This window comes from Pseudomonas sp. KBS0710 (assembly GCF_005938045.2).
Lineage (GTDB): Bacteria > Pseudomonadota > Gammaproteobacteria > Pseudomonadales > Pseudomonadaceae > Aquipseudomonas.
On sequence record NZ_VCCF02000001.1, the window covers coordinates 6,210,367 to 6,225,471 of the forward strand.

The following is a 15,105-nucleotide window of genomic DNA, read 5'->3' on the forward strand; positions in this document are numbered from 1 at the left end:
TCGCGTAGCTTGCCATGCTTGCCCTGACAGATGAATATCGCAGCTCGATATTCATCTTCACCGTCAGTCTGGAAGCCTTTATGCCTGTGAGTTTTGACCCCGATCATCTGCGCGAGAGCTTGCGGCCACTGGTGGATGCGCAACCGCTCAGCGCCGAGGCGCGGGTCTACCAGCGTTTCTATGGGCTGGACCTGGCGGCGCGCAAAGTGCCTGCGGTGAGCCGTCTGGGGCGCTTTGAGGTAGATGGCTTCCAGGTGGTGGCGCAAGTCTGGTGGCCGCCTGCGCCGGTGGCGACGATGTTCATGTACCACGGCTTCTACGACCATATGGGCCTGTACCGGCATGTGGTGGACTGGGCGCTGGATCAAGGTTTTGTGGTGATCGCCTGCGACTTGCCGGGCCATGGACTTTCCAGTGGCACACGCGCCAGCATCGACGATTTTGCGGTGTATCAGAACGTGGTGCAGGCGTTGTTCGCCCAGGCCAAAGCCCTGCAACTGCCGCAACCGTGGCACCTGTTCGGGCAAAGCACCGGCGGCGCGGTGGTGGTGGACCATCTGCTCAACCACGGCGCCGACAGCCCGGCCCAAGGCAAGACCTTCCTGCTCTCGCCCCTGGTACGGCCGCGTGCATGGGGTTGGTCACAGGTCAGCTACTACCTGCTGCGCCCGTTCGTCAAAGGCATTGCGCGGCGGTTCAGCGAGAATACCCACGATCCCAAGTTCAAACCGTTTCTGGAAGCCGACCCGCTACAGCCGCGCCAACTGCCGACCGCCTGGGTTGGCGCGCTGGCACGCTGGATTAAACGCATCGAAGCTGCACCGCGCAGCACTCGGCGGCCGGTGATTGTGCAGGGTGAGGAAGATATGACGGTGGACTGGCAGCACAATTTGCAGGTGCTGCGCGGCAAGTTCGATCAGCCGCAGGTGTTGATGCTGCCGCATGGACGGCATCACTTGGCCAATGAGATTGCGGAGATGCGCGATGAGTACTTCAAATTCCTGACGGACCATCTGAAGTAACACCCTTCAAATGTGGGAGCTGGCTTGCCTGCGATAGCGGTGTCAACTGATACGCCGCCATCGCAGGCAAGCCAGCTCCCACACAAGCCTGTTTCCACATTACTTATTGTGTCAGGCTTGAAGTACTCTGGCCTACCGCCAACCCTGCACGAATCGCCGCCAGCGCCGCCTTGTAATACGCCCGACCGTCCGGCGACTCGGCAAACGTGGCGAATTCTTCCAGCTCCGGATCGGACAAGTCTCGGTAGACGTACAGCAGCGTGTTGTTCAAGTCGTTACCGATCTGCTGCATCAGCCGCTCACGCTGGCCGTTCAACATGCCTTGCGCCTGACCGCCGCCCAACAGGCCGGGAATCATCTGGCTCAAGCTGTCGGCCGCCACGCCGGCAATCGCCAGGCTGACTTCCGCGCCGGCTTCACGGGCCGGCAGCGCCTGGGCCAGGTGGCCGATGATCAGGCTGCGGGTGGCATCGGCTTCGATGTGCGGCAGGCCCTTGGCATTTTTCGCCAACTGGTCGCGGCGCGTGGCCAGCAGTTCGGCGGCGACGATTTTGCGACCCAACGGCGACTGGAAAAACGCCAGGGCCGGTTTCGGGTCCGTCAGGTTTTTGCGCAATTGCGCCTCGGCCCGCTGGTCCACGGCCTGGGCGGCGAAGCGTTTATTGCTGTTGTCCACCAGCGCCTGGTACACCGCCGGCGGCAGGCTATTGCGGTAGCGTTGCTGCGCGGCACTGAGGGCGTCATTGAAATGCGCACGTTGTTCGGCCCAGCCGGCGACCTTGTACAACTGGTCATGGCCGTCTGCCCAGGCGGGCAAAACGCAGAACATCAGCAAGGAAAAAAACAAACGACGCATAGGGACTCCTGTCAGTCGGCCACTATTGTCCGTGTCGGGCGTAGGATTTGTCGAGAAATCCTATCAGTCACCTGACTAAAGTGTGTTCAGACGCTCGGCGGCTCTGTCGGATTCATAGGCGTATGGATACTATGCGCGCCATGCAAATATCCCTCGAACACCCGCTGCTGCAACGCATCGTCGACGACCTGGCCGAAAAAGGCTGGTCGCAGCAGAACGGCTTCCTGCCCCAGGCTCTGACCCTGGAGTTGGCGGCTGAGTGCCGTAAACGTGCGGCTGAGGGTGAATTGGCTCCGGCGGCTGTAGGACGGGGACCCGCGCAGGAGATACGCGAGGGCATTCGCGGTGACCATATCCAGTGGCTGGAAGAGGGCGACGCCGCCGTTTGCGAGACCTACATGAGCGTGATGGACAGCCTGCGCCTGGCCATGAACCGCAGCCTGTTCCTGGGCCTGGAAGATTTCGAAAGCCACTTCGCGATGTACCCACCAGGGGCTTTTTACCTCAAGCACCTGGACCGTTTTCGCGACGATGACCGGCGCATGGTCTCGGCGGTGGTCTATTTGAATGACGCCTGGTTGCCTGAGCATGGCGGCCAGTTGCGCATGTACCTCAAGGGCGGCGTGGAATACGATGTGGTGCCCACCGGCGGTAGCCTGGTGGTGTTCCTGTCGGGGGAGGTGCCCCACGAAGTCCTGCCCGCCACGCGTGAACGCCTGTCCCTGACCGGCTGGTTTCGCCGACGCGGTAACGAGCCGTTTTAACCATGCAAAAGATTCTGATCAGTCGCTGCCTGCTCGGGCACAAGGTGCGCTACGACGGTGGCGCCAGCGGCCCCTTCAATCAATTGGCGACCTGGCAGGCCGAAGGCCGCGTGGTTGCGATCTGCCCGGAAGTGTCAGGCGGTTTGCCGACACCGCGACCCTCCGCCGAAATCCCCGGCGGGCAGGGCATTGATGTGTGGGAAGGGCGTGCGCAAGTGCTGACGGCCGAGGGCGAAGACTTCAGCGCCGCCTTCCTCGACGGCGCCCGCCAGGCACTGGCGTTGGCGCAGCGGCATAACATCCGTATCGCCATCCTCAAGGCCAATAGCCCGTCCTGCGGTAACCTGCTGACCTATGACGGCACCTTCAGCGGCGTGAAGGTCAGCGGCGAAGGTGTGACGGCGGCGCTGCTCACGCGCCATGGCGTGCGGGTGTTCAGTGAGCTGGAGTTGGCCGAAGCGGCCCTGCATCTCTCAAGCCTTGCCTAGATCAAAATGTGGGAGCTCCCACATTGACCGCATTTCACTCAGATCCAAACCACTTCTGCGTCAGCGCCTTCAAGCGGCCATCGGCCTTCACCCGCTGCAATGCCTTGTCCAGGCTGCTTTTGAATGCCGGGTTGCCTTTTTGGAATGGAATGGCCAGCTCAGGTGTTTGCTTATAGACCTCACTGAAATCGAACCGATCCTGCAGCGCGGCAGTCATAGCGATATGGTTGATGGCCACGTCGAACTTGCCGCTTTCCACACCCGGCAACAGGTCGGCGTCATCGACGGTGATGAACGAGGGGCGAACCTCCATTTCCTTGGCCAATTGTTCACCCAACTCCACTTCAAAACCGGTTAGCTTGTCACCGTCCTTGAAGTTGTACGCCGGGGTGTTGGCCTCCAGGGCGATGCGCAGTTCGCCGCGATCGAACACGTCATCGATCAGTTCGGCGTGAGCCAGTGGGCTCAACAGGGGCAGTAAAAGTACAAGGCCAGGCACAAAGCGCATGGTCGCTCCTAAAGAATGTATGCGTGCGAGGCGTCATTGAGCATCGCTTTGCTATGGTGTTGAGTGCCTTGGACAGCAATTTGTCGCGAAGTTGTCATAAACCTACAGATTTCCCCGTAAAACTGGAGAAGCGAATGAAAGCCCTTTTGTCCCGTGCAACCCTGGCCAGCCTCTTGCTGGGTGCTTCGATGTTGGCAACGGCCGCTGACGGTATCCCGCGCAGCGCGCCACCGGAAGGCGCCAAAGTCTTTATCGTGTCGCCCAAAGACGGCGCCACCGTCGATAAAACCTTCACTGTGAAGTTCGGCATGGAAGGCCTGAAACTGGCGCCGGCGACCAGCCAGGATCCAGGCACCGGCCACCACCACCTGCTGATCGACCAGAAAGAACTGCCAGACGCCAGCGTGCCGATCCCGGCCACCGACACCGTGATCCACTACGGCAAGGCCCAGACCGAAACCGAGCTGACCCTCACCCCAGGCAAGCACACCTTGCAACTGGTAGCCGGCGACAAACTGCACATGCAGTTCAACCCGACTGTAGCCTCGAAAGTCATCACGGTTAACGTCAAGTAAGATTTGTTCAGACAAAAAAAGGGAGCCCCGAAAGGCTCCCTTTTTTGTGCGGCGTTTAAAGCGTTAGAACAACACGCGGCTACGAATGGTGCCGTTGATGTGCTGCAGCTTCTCTTGCGCCAGGTCCGAGTACTCGGCGTCGACGTCGATCACCACGTAGCCGACCTTCTCGTTGGTCTGCAGGAACTGACCGGAGATGTTGATGCCGTTTTCTGCGAAGACCTTGTTGATCTCCATCATCACGCCAGGGATGTTCTGGTGGATGTGCAGCAGACGGTGCTTGCCAGGGTGAGCCGGCAAGGCCACTTCCGGGAAGTTGACCGAAGACACCGACGTACCGTTGTCGCTGTACTTGACCAGCTTTTCCGACACTTCCAGGCCGATGTTGGCTTGGGCTTCAGCGGTGGAACCGCCGATGTGCGGAGTCAGGATCACGTTGTCCAGGCCACGCAGCGGGCTTTCGAAGATGTCGTCGTTAGAGCGTGGCTCTACCGGGAACACGTCGATAGCGGCGCCGATCAGGTGCTTGTCCTTGATCGCGTCGGCCAGGGCGTCCAGCTCAACCACAGTGCCGCGTGCCGCGTTGATCAGGATGCCGCCCTTCTTGATGGCGCGGATTTCCTTCTCGCCGATCATCCACTGGGTCTCAGTGGTTTCTGGTACGTGCAGGGTGACGATGTCGGACATGCCCAGCAGCTCGGTCAGGCTCGCCACTTGGGTGGCGTTGCCCAATGGCAGCTTGGTCAGGGTGTCGTAGAAGAACACCTGCATGCCCAAGCCTTCGGCCAGCACCGACAACTGCGTGCCGATCGAGCCGTAACCGACGATACCCAGCTTTTTGCCGCGGATTTCGAAGGAATTGGCCGCGCTTTTGATCCAGCCGCCACGGTGGCAGGAAGCGTTTTTCTCAGGAATGCCGCGCAGCAACAGGATCGCCTCGGCCAGCACCAGCTCAGCTACGGAGCGAGTGTTGGAGTACGGTGCGTTGAACACCGCGATACCGCGCTCGCGCGCAGCGTTGAGGTCGACCTGGTTGGTGCCGATGCAGAAACAGCCGACAGCCACGAGTTTCTTGGCGTGGTCGAAGATTTCTTCGGTCAGCTGAGTGCGGGAGCGAATGCCGATAAAATGCGCGTCGGCGATCTTTTCCTTTAACTGGGCTTCCGGCAGAGAACTGGTGATGTACTCAATGCTGGAGTACCCAGCGGCTTTCAGTACGTCGACAGCCGATGGGTGGACGCCTTCCAGAAGAAGGAACTTGATCTTGCTCTTATCGAGAGAAGTCTTGCTCATCTGCGTAAACCTGTATCCCGGAGAAAAATGGCAGGGAATCGGATCGCTTAAGCTGACCCGGACGGCAGGAAAGCCGTCACCGCAGAACGCCCTTGGGCTCTGTCCTGCGGGGGCGGTATGCTAGCATACGTGCCCCGCTAAACACCCATTCCTGCGACGTGAAGCGTTCTCAGGATGACCATGAATTGTTCGAGAGTTCTGTCGATGACCCATCCTGCCCTGATTGATGAGCTGAAGACCCTGGTTGAGCCTGGCAAAGTGCTGACCGATGCAGACTCCCTGGAGGCTTACGGCAAGGATTGGACCAAGCACTTCGCCCCCGCGCCGACCGCTATCGTGTTCCCCAAGACCATCGAGCAGGTGCAGGCCATCGTCCGTTGGGCCAATGCACACAAGGTGGCGCTGGTGCCATCGGGTGGCCGTACCGGTCTGTCGGCTGCTGCGGTGGCGGCCAATGGCGAAGTGGTGGTGTCATTCGACTATATGAACCAGATTCTCGACGTGAACCTCACCGACCGCACCGCCGTGTGCCAGCCGGGCGTGGTCACCAAGCAATTGCAGAACGTCGCCGAAGAAAAAGGCCTGTACTACCCGGTGGACTTCGCTTCGTCAGGTTCGAGCCAGATTGGCGGCAATATCGGCACCAATGCCGGCGGGATCAAGGTGATTCGCTACGGCATGACCCGCAACTGGGTGGCCGGCATGAAAGTGGTCACCGGCAAGGGTGACGTGCTGGAACTGAACCGCGACCTGATCAAGAACGCCACCGGCTACGACATGCGCCAGCTGTTTATCGGTGCCGAAGGCACGCTGGGCTTTGTGGTCGAAGCCACCATGCGCCTGGACCGTGCGCCGAAAAACCTCACCGCGATGGTGCTCGGCACCACCGATTTCGACTCGATCATGCCGGTATTGCATGCGTTCCAGAGCAAGCTGGACCTGACCGCCTTCGAATTCTTTTCCGACAAGGCCCTGGCCAAGGTCATGGGCCGTGGCGATGTACCGGCGCCGTTCGAAACCGACTGCCCGTTCTACGCGCTGCTGGAATTCGAAGCCACCACCGAAGAAGTTGCCAACCACGCCCTGGAAACCTTCGAGCACTGCGTAGAGCAGGGCTGGGTGCTCGACGGCGTGATGAGCCAGAGCGAAACCCAACTGCACAACCTGTGGAAACTGCGCGAGTACATCTCCGAGACCATTTCCCACTGGACGCCGTACAAGAACGACATTTCGGTAACTGTCTCCAAAGTGCCAGCGTTCTTGAAGGAAATCGACGCGATCGTCGGCGAACACTACCCGGACTTCGAAATCGTCTGGTTCGGTCACATCGGCGATGGCAACCTGCACTTGAACATCCTCAAGCCGGAAAACCTCAGCAAGGACGAGTTCTTCGCCAAGTGCGCTACCGTGAACAAGTGGGTGTTCGAAACCGTCGAGAAATACAACGGTTCGATCTCCGCCGAACACGGTGTGGGCATGACCAAGCGCGATTACCTGACCTACAGCCGTTCCCCGGTTGAAATCGAATACATGAAAGCAGTGAAAGCGGTGTTCGACCCGAACGGGATCATGAACCCTGGCAAGATCTTCGCTGTTTAACCGCCCTGAAGGAGTCGTTCCATGAGCTACCAGCACAAGTATGTCGACGGCACCAACATCCACTTTCCCCTGGGCAAAGTGGTGTGCATCGGGCGTAACTACGCCGAACACGCCAAGGAACTGGATAACCCGGTGCCGACCGAGCCGTTGCTGTTCATCAAGCCGGGCAGCTGCGTGGTCGCGCTCGAAGGCGGTTTCGCCATTCCGACCGAGCGCGGTTCGGTGCACTACGAAGCGGAAATCGCGGTGCTGATCGGCAAGCCGTTGTCGACCAAGCCCAGCCGTGAAGAAGTGTTGGACGCCATTTCCGGCTTCGCTCCGGCCCTGGACTTGACCCTGCGCGACAAGCAAGCCGAGCTGAAAGCCAAGGGCTTGCCGTGGGAAATCGCCAAGTCTTTTGACGGCGCGGCGGTCATCGCACCGTTTGTGGTGAGCAGCACCTTTGCTGACGTGACCGACATCGGCATTCGCCTGACCATCAATGGCGAAGTGCGCCAGGACGGCAACAGCTCGCAGATGCTCAACCCGATCATCCCGATGATCCAGCACATGGCCGGCTGCTTCTCGCTGCAGGCGGGCGATGTGATCCTCACCGGCACCCCCGCCGGTGTAGGCCCGCTGAATGTGGGCGATGAACTGGTGCTGGAGCTGGGTGGCGGTAGCCGCTTCGAAAGCGTCGTTCGCTAAGAACCAGGCAAAACACGGTAAAAAATGTGGGAGCGGGCTTGTGTGGGAGCTGGCTTGCCTGCGATAGCATCGCCTCGGTCTAACTGAAAAACCGAGTCGTCTGCATCGCAGGCAAGCCAGCTCCCACACAAATCAGCTCCCACACTGGTTTGCGCGCGCTTGGTTTTGCATTTTTTTCACACGCCATCCGGATAATCCCCAGCCTCCTGCGCGCGGGTCTGTTGATCCTGTGCTATCACCTAAAGCTGACTCTGCGGAAAAGCGCTCAATGGCCGTGTCCCTGCCTACCCTCACTTCCAAGCCCCGTTCACGTTTTGCCCTGCGCTGGTATTCCTGGCTGTTGCTGGTCGGGACCATTGTGTATGGCGTTGCCTGGGCGATGCATTGGGACGACCGTGGTGTGCTGTGGATCGCTGAGCGGTTCGAAACCCCGGCCGAACGCCAGGCCAGCGTCTGGCTGCCGGATTACCAGGCGGTGATCGATGGCAAATTGCTGCCGGGCATGGAAAAGGACGAGGCTTCGGACCTGTCCTACAACCCACAGACCAAAACCCTGTTTTCCGTGATGGGCAAAAACCCCTTCCTGGTTGAGCTGAACCTGCAAGGCGACGTGCTGCGCAAGATGCCGCTCAACGGCTGGAACAATCCGGAAGGCGTCACCGTGATGGAAAACGGCCTGTTGGCCATTGTCGATGAGCGCATGCACACCCTGAGCGTGGTGAACGTCGACGCCAGCACCCAGCAACTGAACTATGCCGACTTCAAGCACTATGACCTGGGCCCGTCCAAGGACCAGAACAAGGCGTTTGAAGGTGTGACCTGGGACAAGCGCAACCAGCAAATCGTGCTTGGCGAAGAGCGCCCACCGGCGTTGTTCACTTGGAAAAGCGATGGCGCCACGCTGACCGGCGACAAGCAGAAGATCGCCAGCACCGAGTTGGACATGCGCAACCTCTCGGCCCTGGCCGTCGACCCGCGCACCGGGCATCTGCTGGTGTTGTCGGCCGATTCCCACCTGCTGCTGGAGCTGGACGAGCAGGGCGAGCAAGTCAGCTTCATGACCCTGCTCGGCGGCTTCAACGGCCTCAAGCACACCATCCCGCGTGCGGAAGGTGTGACCATGGACGAAGCCGGCACCTTGTACATGGTCAGCGAACCCAACCTGTTTTATCGCTTCGAGAAGCAGAAATAGCTGACTATTACGTCGGATACTTCGCTATCAGCGGCATTCGCCAAGCAGTCGACTGCGTTTAAGTTTAAATTCAGACGGGCGTGATACTTATTCGCCACTTTTTGACTTTGAGCTTGCCCGATGCGTCGACTCGCCCGCCCCAAACCCGCATTTTTTATCCTGTTGCTGCTCGCCCTGGTGATTGCCGGGGCGGTCGCACAGAACTTTCGCTTGTTCGAGCGGGCCTGGTTCAACCTTCAAAACTGGCGCCATCCTGCCGATGAGCGCTCCATTGGCCTGAATGATTACCGGGTAAGCCTGGAAGCCAAGGTTATCGAAGGGCTCGACGATGATGTCTCGGCCCTCACTTACGACCCGATACGCAAAAGCCTGTTTACGGTGACTAACAAAAACGCCGAGCTGATTGAATTGTCGCTGGACGGCAGAATTTTGCGGCGTATCCCGTTGGTGGGCTTCGGTGATGCCGAGGCGGTGGAGTTCATCAGCGACAACATTTATGTAATCAGCGATGAAGCCCAGCAGCGGCTGATCAAGGTGCACGTGAATGACGACACCCAATTTCTCGATGCTGCCGATGCGGAGCAAATGACCTTGGGCGTGCATATCGGGGGCAACAAAGGTTTCGAGGGGCTGGCCTACGATTCGGTGGGCAAGCGCCTGTTCGTGGCCAAGGAGCGCGACCCGATGCTGATTTACGAGGTGCACGGGTTTCCCCATTTCAAGCCGGAAAAAACCTACTCGGTGCATGTGATCAACAACCCCAAGCGCGATGCCGGGCTGTTTGTGCGCGACCTGTCGAGCCTGCAATACGACGAGCGCAGCGGGCATTTGCTGGCGCTGTCGGATGAGTCGTTCCTGGTGTTGGAACTGGACATCGACGGTCGCCCGTTGAGCAGTCTTTCCCTGCTCAACGGGCGCCATGGCCTGAAAAAACGTGTGCCTCAGGCCGAGGGGATCGCTATGGATGACGAGGGCTCGCTGTACCTGGTCAGCGAGCCGAACCTGTTTTACGTGTTCAAGAAGCCCTGATCAGAACGTCCATTGCACGCCCAGGGAGTAGCCGGTCTGGCTGCCCTCGGCATGCCCAAGGCGGCTGTTGACCTCGGCGTACACACCCAGCTGCGGGGTGATCGCCAGCTGGCTGCCGATTTGTGCGCGGCCAAAGCTCTTGTCCACGGAACCCAGCTTGGCGGTGCGCGCCTGGCCATCGGCGCGGGCGGTTAATTGCAGGTCATCGAGACGGCCATCAGCCAGTTCCTTGACCCAGGCGATGTCGGCGTAAGGCAGCAGGCTCAGGCCATAGGGCAGGGCGACAGCACCGCGCACGCGCCAGCCGAGGCTGGCTTCCAGGGAATCGAAAGACTGTTCTTCGTACTCCAGCGCGGTGCGCAGGTTCTGTTTCTCGTGGAATTTATCGATGCGCGAGTGGCTGTAGTCCAGACCGGCAAACGGGCCGCTCTTGATTGCGCCGAAGTCGAAGTCATAACCGCCGAGTACGCGCGCGCCCAAGGTCAGTGCGTCGGTGTTACCGCTCAGTTGCTGATTGAGCAGTACCGGGCCGCCATTGGCTTGGATCAGCAGGTTGCGCTTGGTCTCAAAGCGCGTATGGCCGGCGCTCACGTCACCCGCCAGCCAGCTTGGCCCGCCATCGTTGAGCAAGGCGTAAACCGCAGCCTGCCAGGTGTCGCTGTCGAGTTTGCCGCGTTGCTCCAGCTTGTCACGACCATTGAGGTAGCTGAGGCTGGCGCCGATATTCAGGCTGGAGGTGAGCTGATAGTCGCCCAAGGCGTGCACGCCCAGGCGCCGGGCGTCACGGTTGAGCGGGCTGTCGAAGCCGCTGTCCGGGGTGTATTCGCCGTCCATGCCGATTTCGCCATCAAAGCTTCCGACCTCGCGGCTGGCCGCTTGCAAGGTCAACCAACGGCGATCATGCAGGCGCACCATGGCCTGGTGCTGGCGTTGCAGGTTGTCCTGCATGTTGCGCGCAACGGCGCCGCCCGAGGCGGTTGAGGCCAGCAGGTCGGCGTTGGTCAGCTCCAGCACCAGGCGGCTAAGCAGGCGCGAATAGTCGCGCAGCCGCTGGTCGATGCGTTCCTGGCCGAAGGCATTGGTCAGCACGGCCTTGTTGTCTTCCGCCGGGTCATGCCAGGTGGAACCGCCAGGAATCTTCGGGTTGTTGGTCTGGGTGTAACCGTCCAGGTCGCCCAGCTCCCAGTTGGTGGCTTCGATGTACAGAATCGGGATCTTCAGCGGTTCGAACGGCTCGCCATCACTGCAGCAGCCCGTGCCTTTGGGGTATTGCGCGTCCAGGCCGGGGTTGGTGAACAACGGGATGTTCAATTCCTTGGCGATCTGGAAGGTGTGTTCGCGCAGCGATGCCAGCGCGGGGTTGGCGGTGCTGTTCTGGCCGGCGTGGGCGTACATCATGTCGCCGGTGATCAGGCTGTCGAGGTTGATCATCGCCAGCATATTCGCGCGTTGGCTGGCACTGAGTGAATCGACAAAGGCCTTGGAGCCGCGCAGGCCTTCTTCTTCAGCGCCGAAGGCGACCACTTGCAAGCCGTTTTCCAGCTGCAAGCCGCCAAGGTTCTTAGCCACTTCGGTCAGCACGCTGGCGCCGGAGCCGTTGTCGTCCAGGCCTTGCAAGGTCGGGCGGCCGAAGTAGGTATCGAAGTGCGCGCCAATCACCACGTATTGCGGTTTAGTGCCCGCAGCATAGGCCACCACGTTTTGCGCGGCGCGGGTGCCGTTGTTCCAGGTGAAGTTCTGGCGACTGAGGCTGTAGGCCGAACCCATCTGGCTTTGCATCCAATCCGCCGCGCCGGCGAAATTGGCCGTGCCGCGATACCGGCCGGGGTAATCGTTGATCAGCTTTTCCAGGGTGGTATTGGCGTGCTGGCCGTAATCATAGGCCTGGGTTTGCGCCGACAGCAGGCTGCCGACCACGCTGATCGCGAGGGCGAGGGGCTTTATCACAAGGTCTTCCTTGAGGTGATTGAAGTGTTCCAGCCCAGACCCTTTGCACAATGCGCGCCTCATTCCATCGGCGAGCGCGAAGTGGCGCATTGTTAAACGCGTGGGTCGCCTGGCTGTAATTTGTAACGGATTTGATACTAAAAGAGGCGTGGGATGCCGTGATATGGCGCACGGTTTTGGCGAGGGGTGCTGCGAAAAGTAGCGGTTTTGTTACACAGGTATATAGGTCAGCACAAATTGAATGTGGGAGCGGGCTTGCTCGCGAATGCGGTGTATCAGTACCAGATCAGTTGACTGATATACCGCATTCGCGAGCAAGCCCGCTCCCACACAAGCCCTGTCTCCACAGGAAAGTAGTGCTGCTTTTTAGGCCTTTAGGGTTTTCACGCCTTCAGAAGTGCCCAACAGCAACACATCCGCCGGGCGCGCCGCGAACAGGCCATTGGTCACCACGCCAACGATCGCATTGATCTGCGTCTCCAGCTGCACCGGGTTGGTGATCTGCATGTTGAATACATCAATGATGATGTTGCCGTTGTCGGTCAGCACGCCTTCGCGGTACACCGGGTCGCCGCCCAGTTTCACCAGCTCGCGGGCCACGTGGCTGCGGGCCATCGGGATCACTTCCACCGGCAGCGGGAAGGCGCCGAGCACCGGCACCAGCTTGCTGGCGTCGGCGATGCAGATAAAGGTCTTGGCCACGGCTGCAACGATCTTCTCGCGGGTCAGGGCTGCGCCGCCGCCTTTGATCAGGTTCAGGTGTTCGTCGCTTTCATCGGCGCCGTCGACATAGAACTCCAGGTCGCTCACGGTATTGAGCTCGTACACCGGAATGCCATGGCCTTTGAGGCGTGCGGCGGTGGCTTCGGAGCTGGCCACGGCGCCGTCGAATGCGCCCTTGTGCTGGGCCAGCGCGTCGATAAAGCAGTTGGCGGTGGAACCGGTGCCGACACCGACGATGCTTTTATCGTCGAGTTTAGGAAGGATTAAATCGACGGCGGCTTGGGCCACTGCCTGTTTGAGTTGATCCTGGGTCATGCGGGCTCCGGAACGGGCGGGGAGTTATCGAGGGCGGCGAGTATAACCCAACAAAACCTCGGGATTCGTGTGGTCGCCCGGCCAAAAGCCGGGTTAGACTCCTTGGCCCTGCCCAACTCGCCCAGTGATTCCCGCCGATGCTTGAACAGTACGTCAAAAAGATCCTTACCTCGCGCGTTTACGACGTTGCCGTAGAAACCCCATTGCAGACCGCTCGCCAGCTCTCCGAGCGGCTAGGTAACAAGGTCTGGCTCAAGCGTGAAGACTTGCAGCCGGTGTTCTCGTTCAAGATTCGCGGTGCCTACAACAAGCTCACCCAACTGAGCGCTGAAGAACGCGCGCGCGGTGTGGTCACCGCTTCGGCGGGCAACCACGCCCAGGGCCTGGCCCTGGCGGCCAAGGTGCTGGGGGTGAAAGCCACCATCGTGATGCCCAAGACCACCCCGGAAATCAAGGTTGAAGGCGTGCGCTCGCGGGGCGGAAAAGTGGTGCTGCACGGTGATTCCTTCCCGGAAGCCCTGGCCTACTCGCTCAAACTGGTCGACGAAAAAGGCTACGTCTACATTCACCCCTACGATGATCCGCACACCATTGCCGGGCAGGGCACCGTGGCGATGGAGATTCTGCGCCAGCACCCTGGGCCTCTGGACGCGATTTTCGTACCCGTGGGCGGCGGCGGGCTGATCGCCGGGATTGCGGCGTATGTGAAATACCTGCGCCCGGAAATCAAAATCATCGGCGTCGAGCCGGACGACTCCAACTGCCTGCAAGCCGCCATGGCCGCAGGCGAGCGCGTGGTATTGCCGACGGTTGGTATTTTCGCTGATGGCGTGGCGGTGGCGCAGATCGGCCAGCACACCTTTGATATCTGCAAAGACTATGTGGATGAAGTGATCACCGTCAGCACCGACGAGATCTGCGCGGCCATCAAGGACATCTACGACGATACTCGCTCCATCACCGAGCCTGCGGGTGCGCTGGGCGTGGCGGGTATCAAGAAATACGTGGAAACCCGTGGCGTGACCGGCCAGACCCTGGTGGCCATCGACTCCGGCGCCAACGTCAACTTCGACCGCCTGCGCCATGTGGCCGAGCGCGCCGAGTTGGGTGAAGGCCGCGAAGCCATCATCGCCGTGACCATCCCCGAGCAGCCGGGCAGCTTCAAGGCGTTCTGCGAGGCCGTGGGCAAGCGTCAGATCACCGAGTTCAATTACCGCTACCACTCCGGCCGCGAGGCGCACATCTTCGTGGGCGTGCAGACTCACCCGGAAAACGACCCGCGCAGCGCCTTGATCGCCAGCCTCACCAGCCAGGGCTTCCCGGTGCTGGACCTGACCGAAAACGAGCTGGCCAAGTTGCATATTCGCCATATGGTGGGCGGGCATGCGGCCAAAGTCAGCGACGAGCTGGTGTTTCGCTTCGAATTCCCCGAGCGTCCGGGCGCGCTGTTCAACTTTCTTAACAAATTAGGCGGGCGCTGGAACATCTCGATGTTCCACTATCGCAACCACGGCGCCGCCGACGGCCGTGTGGTCGCGGGCCTGCAAGTGCCGGCGGAGGAGCGCCACCTGGTGCCGGCCGCATTGGCAGAAATCGGCTACCCATATTGGGATGAGAGCGAAAACCCGGCTTACCAGCTGTTCCTCGGTTGAGCGACTACGCTGACTGAGCGGCCTTTAAGGAATCAAGACCATGGAAACGCTGACCACCCTCAAGGTTATCCACATTACCGCCACCGTGTTGCTGTTGCTCAGCGGCCTCGGGCTGGCGGTACTGGCCTGGCGCAAACGCAGCGCCGGCCCGACGGTTACCGTGCAACGCCCCTGGGCGTTCGTGTGGCTGCTGATGGGGGTGTGCGTGGTGAGCATGCCGTTCACCGGCTGGTGGCTGGTGCATCTGCTGGGCTGGCCGCTGGGGCAAACCTGGATTTTGGGCTCCAGCATTCTCTACACCGTGGCGGCACTGGCGTGGTTCTGGCTGGTGGCGCGGCTTAACCGCCTGCGATTGGGCGGTGGTGGCAACCTGAATTTCACCTTGGTACTGGCGGTGGTCAGCCTGGCGGGGTTTGTGGCGATTGCCGGGTTGATGGGCGCCAAGCCGGTTTAAC

Annotated in this window: 15 protein-coding genes; 10 read left to right on the plus strand and 5 right to left on the minus strand. The window is 60.3% G+C overall.

Annotated elements, in window-relative coordinates; translation table 11 throughout:
- Positions 1-80: 80 nt before the first annotated feature.
- Positions 81-1,022 carry an alpha/beta hydrolase gene (locus FFI16_RS28320; RefSeq protein WP_138815332.1) on the plus strand — a complete coding sequence of 314 codons (942 nt, stop codon included), beginning with the start codon at positions 81-83 and terminating at the stop codon, positions 1,020-1,022.
- Between the two features lie 103 nt (positions 1,023-1,125).
- Here the strand turns inward: FFI16_RS28320 and FFI16_RS28325 are convergent, their stop codons facing one another.
- On the minus strand, positions 1,126-1,878 hold the full coding sequence (locus FFI16_RS28325) for a DUF2059 domain-containing protein (RefSeq protein ID WP_099488399.1): 753 nt from the start codon (positions 1,876-1,878) through the stop codon (positions 1,126-1,128).
- Between the two features lie 131 nt (positions 1,879-2,009).
- On the opposite strand from FFI16_RS28325, the gene FFI16_RS28330 reads away from it, so the two are divergent.
- Positions 2,010-2,642: a 2OG-Fe(II) oxygenase gene (locus FFI16_RS28330; protein WP_026013871.1), complete on the plus strand. Its 633-nt coding sequence runs from the start codon at positions 2,010-2,012 to the stop codon at positions 2,640-2,642.
- Positions 2,643-2,644: 2 nt separating this feature from the next.
- Complete coding sequence (locus FFI16_RS28335; protein ID WP_138813414.1) at positions 2,645-3,130, plus strand: DUF523 domain-containing protein; 486 nt, start codon at positions 2,645-2,647, stop codon at positions 3,128-3,130.
- Between the two features lie 34 nt (positions 3,131-3,164).
- Here FFI16_RS28335 and FFI16_RS28340 read toward each other — a convergent pair whose 3' ends face one another.
- The gene (locus FFI16_RS28340) at positions 3,165-3,638 is read right to left on the minus strand and encodes a transporter substrate-binding domain-containing protein (protein ID WP_138813415.1); all 474 of its coding nucleotides are present in this window, start codon (positions 3,636-3,638) and stop codon (positions 3,165-3,167) included.
- A 134-nt stretch (positions 3,639-3,772) separates the two neighbouring features.
- Here FFI16_RS28340 and FFI16_RS28345 point away from each other — a divergent pair, with 134 nt between their 5' ends.
- Positions 3,773-4,213: a DUF4399 domain-containing protein gene (locus tag FFI16_RS28345; RefSeq protein ID WP_017139512.1), complete on the plus strand. Its 441-nt coding sequence runs from the start codon at positions 3,773-3,775 to the stop codon at positions 4,211-4,213.
- Positions 4,214-4,276: 63 nt separating this feature from the next.
- Here the strand turns inward: FFI16_RS28345 and serA are convergent, their stop codons facing one another.
- The gene (gene serA, locus FFI16_RS28350) at positions 4,277-5,506 is read right to left on the minus strand and encodes a phosphoglycerate dehydrogenase (protein WP_138813416.1); all 1,230 of its coding nucleotides are present in this window, start codon (positions 5,504-5,506) and stop codon (positions 4,277-4,279) included.
- 204 nt (positions 5,507-5,710) lie between these two features.
- Between serA and FFI16_RS28360 the strand changes: the two genes are divergently transcribed.
- From FFI16_RS28360 to FFI16_RS28375, 4 genes are all read left to right on the plus strand, one after another.
- Positions 5,711-7,105 (plus strand): FAD-binding oxidoreductase, encoded by a 1,395-nt coding sequence (locus FFI16_RS28360; RefSeq protein WP_138813417.1) that lies wholly within the window; start codon positions 5,711-5,713, stop codon positions 7,103-7,105.
- 21 nt (positions 7,106-7,126) lie between these two features.
- A complete protein-coding gene (locus FFI16_RS28365) occupies positions 7,127-7,792 on the plus strand; it encodes a fumarylacetoacetate hydrolase family protein (protein ID WP_138813418.1) in 666 nt (221 codons plus the stop codon).
- A gap of 268 nt (positions 7,793-8,060) precedes the next feature.
- A complete protein-coding gene (locus FFI16_RS28370; protein ID WP_138813419.1) occupies positions 8,061-8,984 on the plus strand; it encodes an SdiA-regulated domain-containing protein in 924 nt (307 codons plus the stop codon).
- 120 nt (positions 8,985-9,104) lie between these two features.
- Positions 9,105-10,013 (plus strand): SdiA-regulated domain-containing protein, encoded by a 909-nt coding sequence (locus FFI16_RS28375; RefSeq protein WP_065912277.1) that lies wholly within the window; start codon positions 9,105-9,107, stop codon positions 10,011-10,013.
- On the opposite strand, the gene FFI16_RS28380 is transcribed toward FFI16_RS28375, so the two are convergent.
- Positions 10,014-11,960, minus strand: a complete 1,947-nt coding sequence (locus tag FFI16_RS28380; RefSeq protein WP_138813420.1) for an autotransporter domain-containing protein — start codon at positions 11,958-11,960, stop codon at positions 10,014-10,016.
- A gap of 366 nt (positions 11,961-12,326) precedes the next feature.
- Positions 12,327-12,998, minus strand: coding sequence for a ribose-5-phosphate isomerase RpiA (rpiA, locus tag FFI16_RS28385; protein ID WP_138813421.1), 672 nt, complete (start codon positions 12,996-12,998; stop codon positions 12,327-12,329).
- 137 nt (positions 12,999-13,135) lie between these two features.
- Between rpiA and ilvA the strand changes: the two genes are divergently transcribed.
- Together ilvA and FFI16_RS28395 are read left to right on the plus strand one after the other, a co-directional pair.
- Complete coding sequence (gene ilvA / locus FFI16_RS28390) at positions 13,136-14,650, plus strand: threonine ammonia-lyase, biosynthetic (RefSeq protein ID WP_138813422.1); 1,515 nt, start codon at positions 13,136-13,138, stop codon at positions 14,648-14,650.
- A 40-nt stretch (positions 14,651-14,690) separates the two neighbouring features.
- On the plus strand, positions 14,691-15,104 hold the full coding sequence (locus FFI16_RS28395) for a DUF2269 family protein (protein WP_138813423.1): 414 nt from the start codon (positions 14,691-14,693) through the stop codon (positions 15,102-15,104).
- Position 15,105 lies beyond the last annotated feature (1 nt).

Coding starts and splice junctions, on each gene's coding strand:
- FFI16_RS28320 (WP_138815332.1), top strand. CDS start 81: ATGCCTGTGAGTTTTGACCCCGATCATCTGCGCGAGAGCTTGCGGCCA.
- FFI16_RS28325 (WP_099488399.1), bottom strand. CDS start 1,878: ATGCGTCGTTTGTTTTTTTCCTTGCTGATGTTCTGCGTTTTGCCCGCC.
- FFI16_RS28330 (WP_026013871.1), top strand. CDS start 2,010: ATGCGCGCCATGCAAATATCCCTCGAACACCCGCTGCTGCAACGCATC.
- FFI16_RS28335 (WP_138813414.1), top strand. CDS start 2,645: ATGCAAAAGATTCTGATCAGTCGCTGCCTGCTCGGGCACAAGGTGCGC.
- FFI16_RS28340 (WP_138813415.1), bottom strand. CDS start 3,638: ATGCGCTTTGTGCCTGGCCTTGTACTTTTACTGCCCCTGTTGAGCCCA.
- FFI16_RS28345 (WP_017139512.1), top strand. CDS start 3,773: ATGAAAGCCCTTTTGTCCCGTGCAACCCTGGCCAGCCTCTTGCTGGGT.
- serA (WP_138813416.1), bottom strand. CDS start 5,506: ATGAGCAAGACTTCTCTCGATAAGAGCAAGATCAAGTTCCTTCTTCTG.
- FFI16_RS28360 (WP_138813417.1), top strand. CDS start 5,711: ATGACCCATCCTGCCCTGATTGATGAGCTGAAGACCCTGGTTGAGCCT.
- FFI16_RS28365 (WP_138813418.1), top strand. CDS start 7,127: ATGAGCTACCAGCACAAGTATGTCGACGGCACCAACATCCACTTTCCC.
- FFI16_RS28370 (WP_138813419.1), top strand. CDS start 8,061: ATGGCCGTGTCCCTGCCTACCCTCACTTCCAAGCCCCGTTCACGTTTT.
- FFI16_RS28375 (WP_065912277.1), top strand. CDS start 9,105: ATGCGTCGACTCGCCCGCCCCAAACCCGCATTTTTTATCCTGTTGCTG.
- rpiA (WP_138813421.1), bottom strand. CDS start 12,998: ATGACCCAGGATCAACTCAAACAGGCAGTGGCCCAAGCCGCCGTCGAT.
- ilvA (WP_138813422.1), top strand. CDS start 13,136: ATGCTTGAACAGTACGTCAAAAAGATCCTTACCTCGCGCGTTTACGAC.
- FFI16_RS28395 (WP_138813423.1), top strand. CDS start 14,691: ATGGAAACGCTGACCACCCTCAAGGTTATCCACATTACCGCCACCGTG.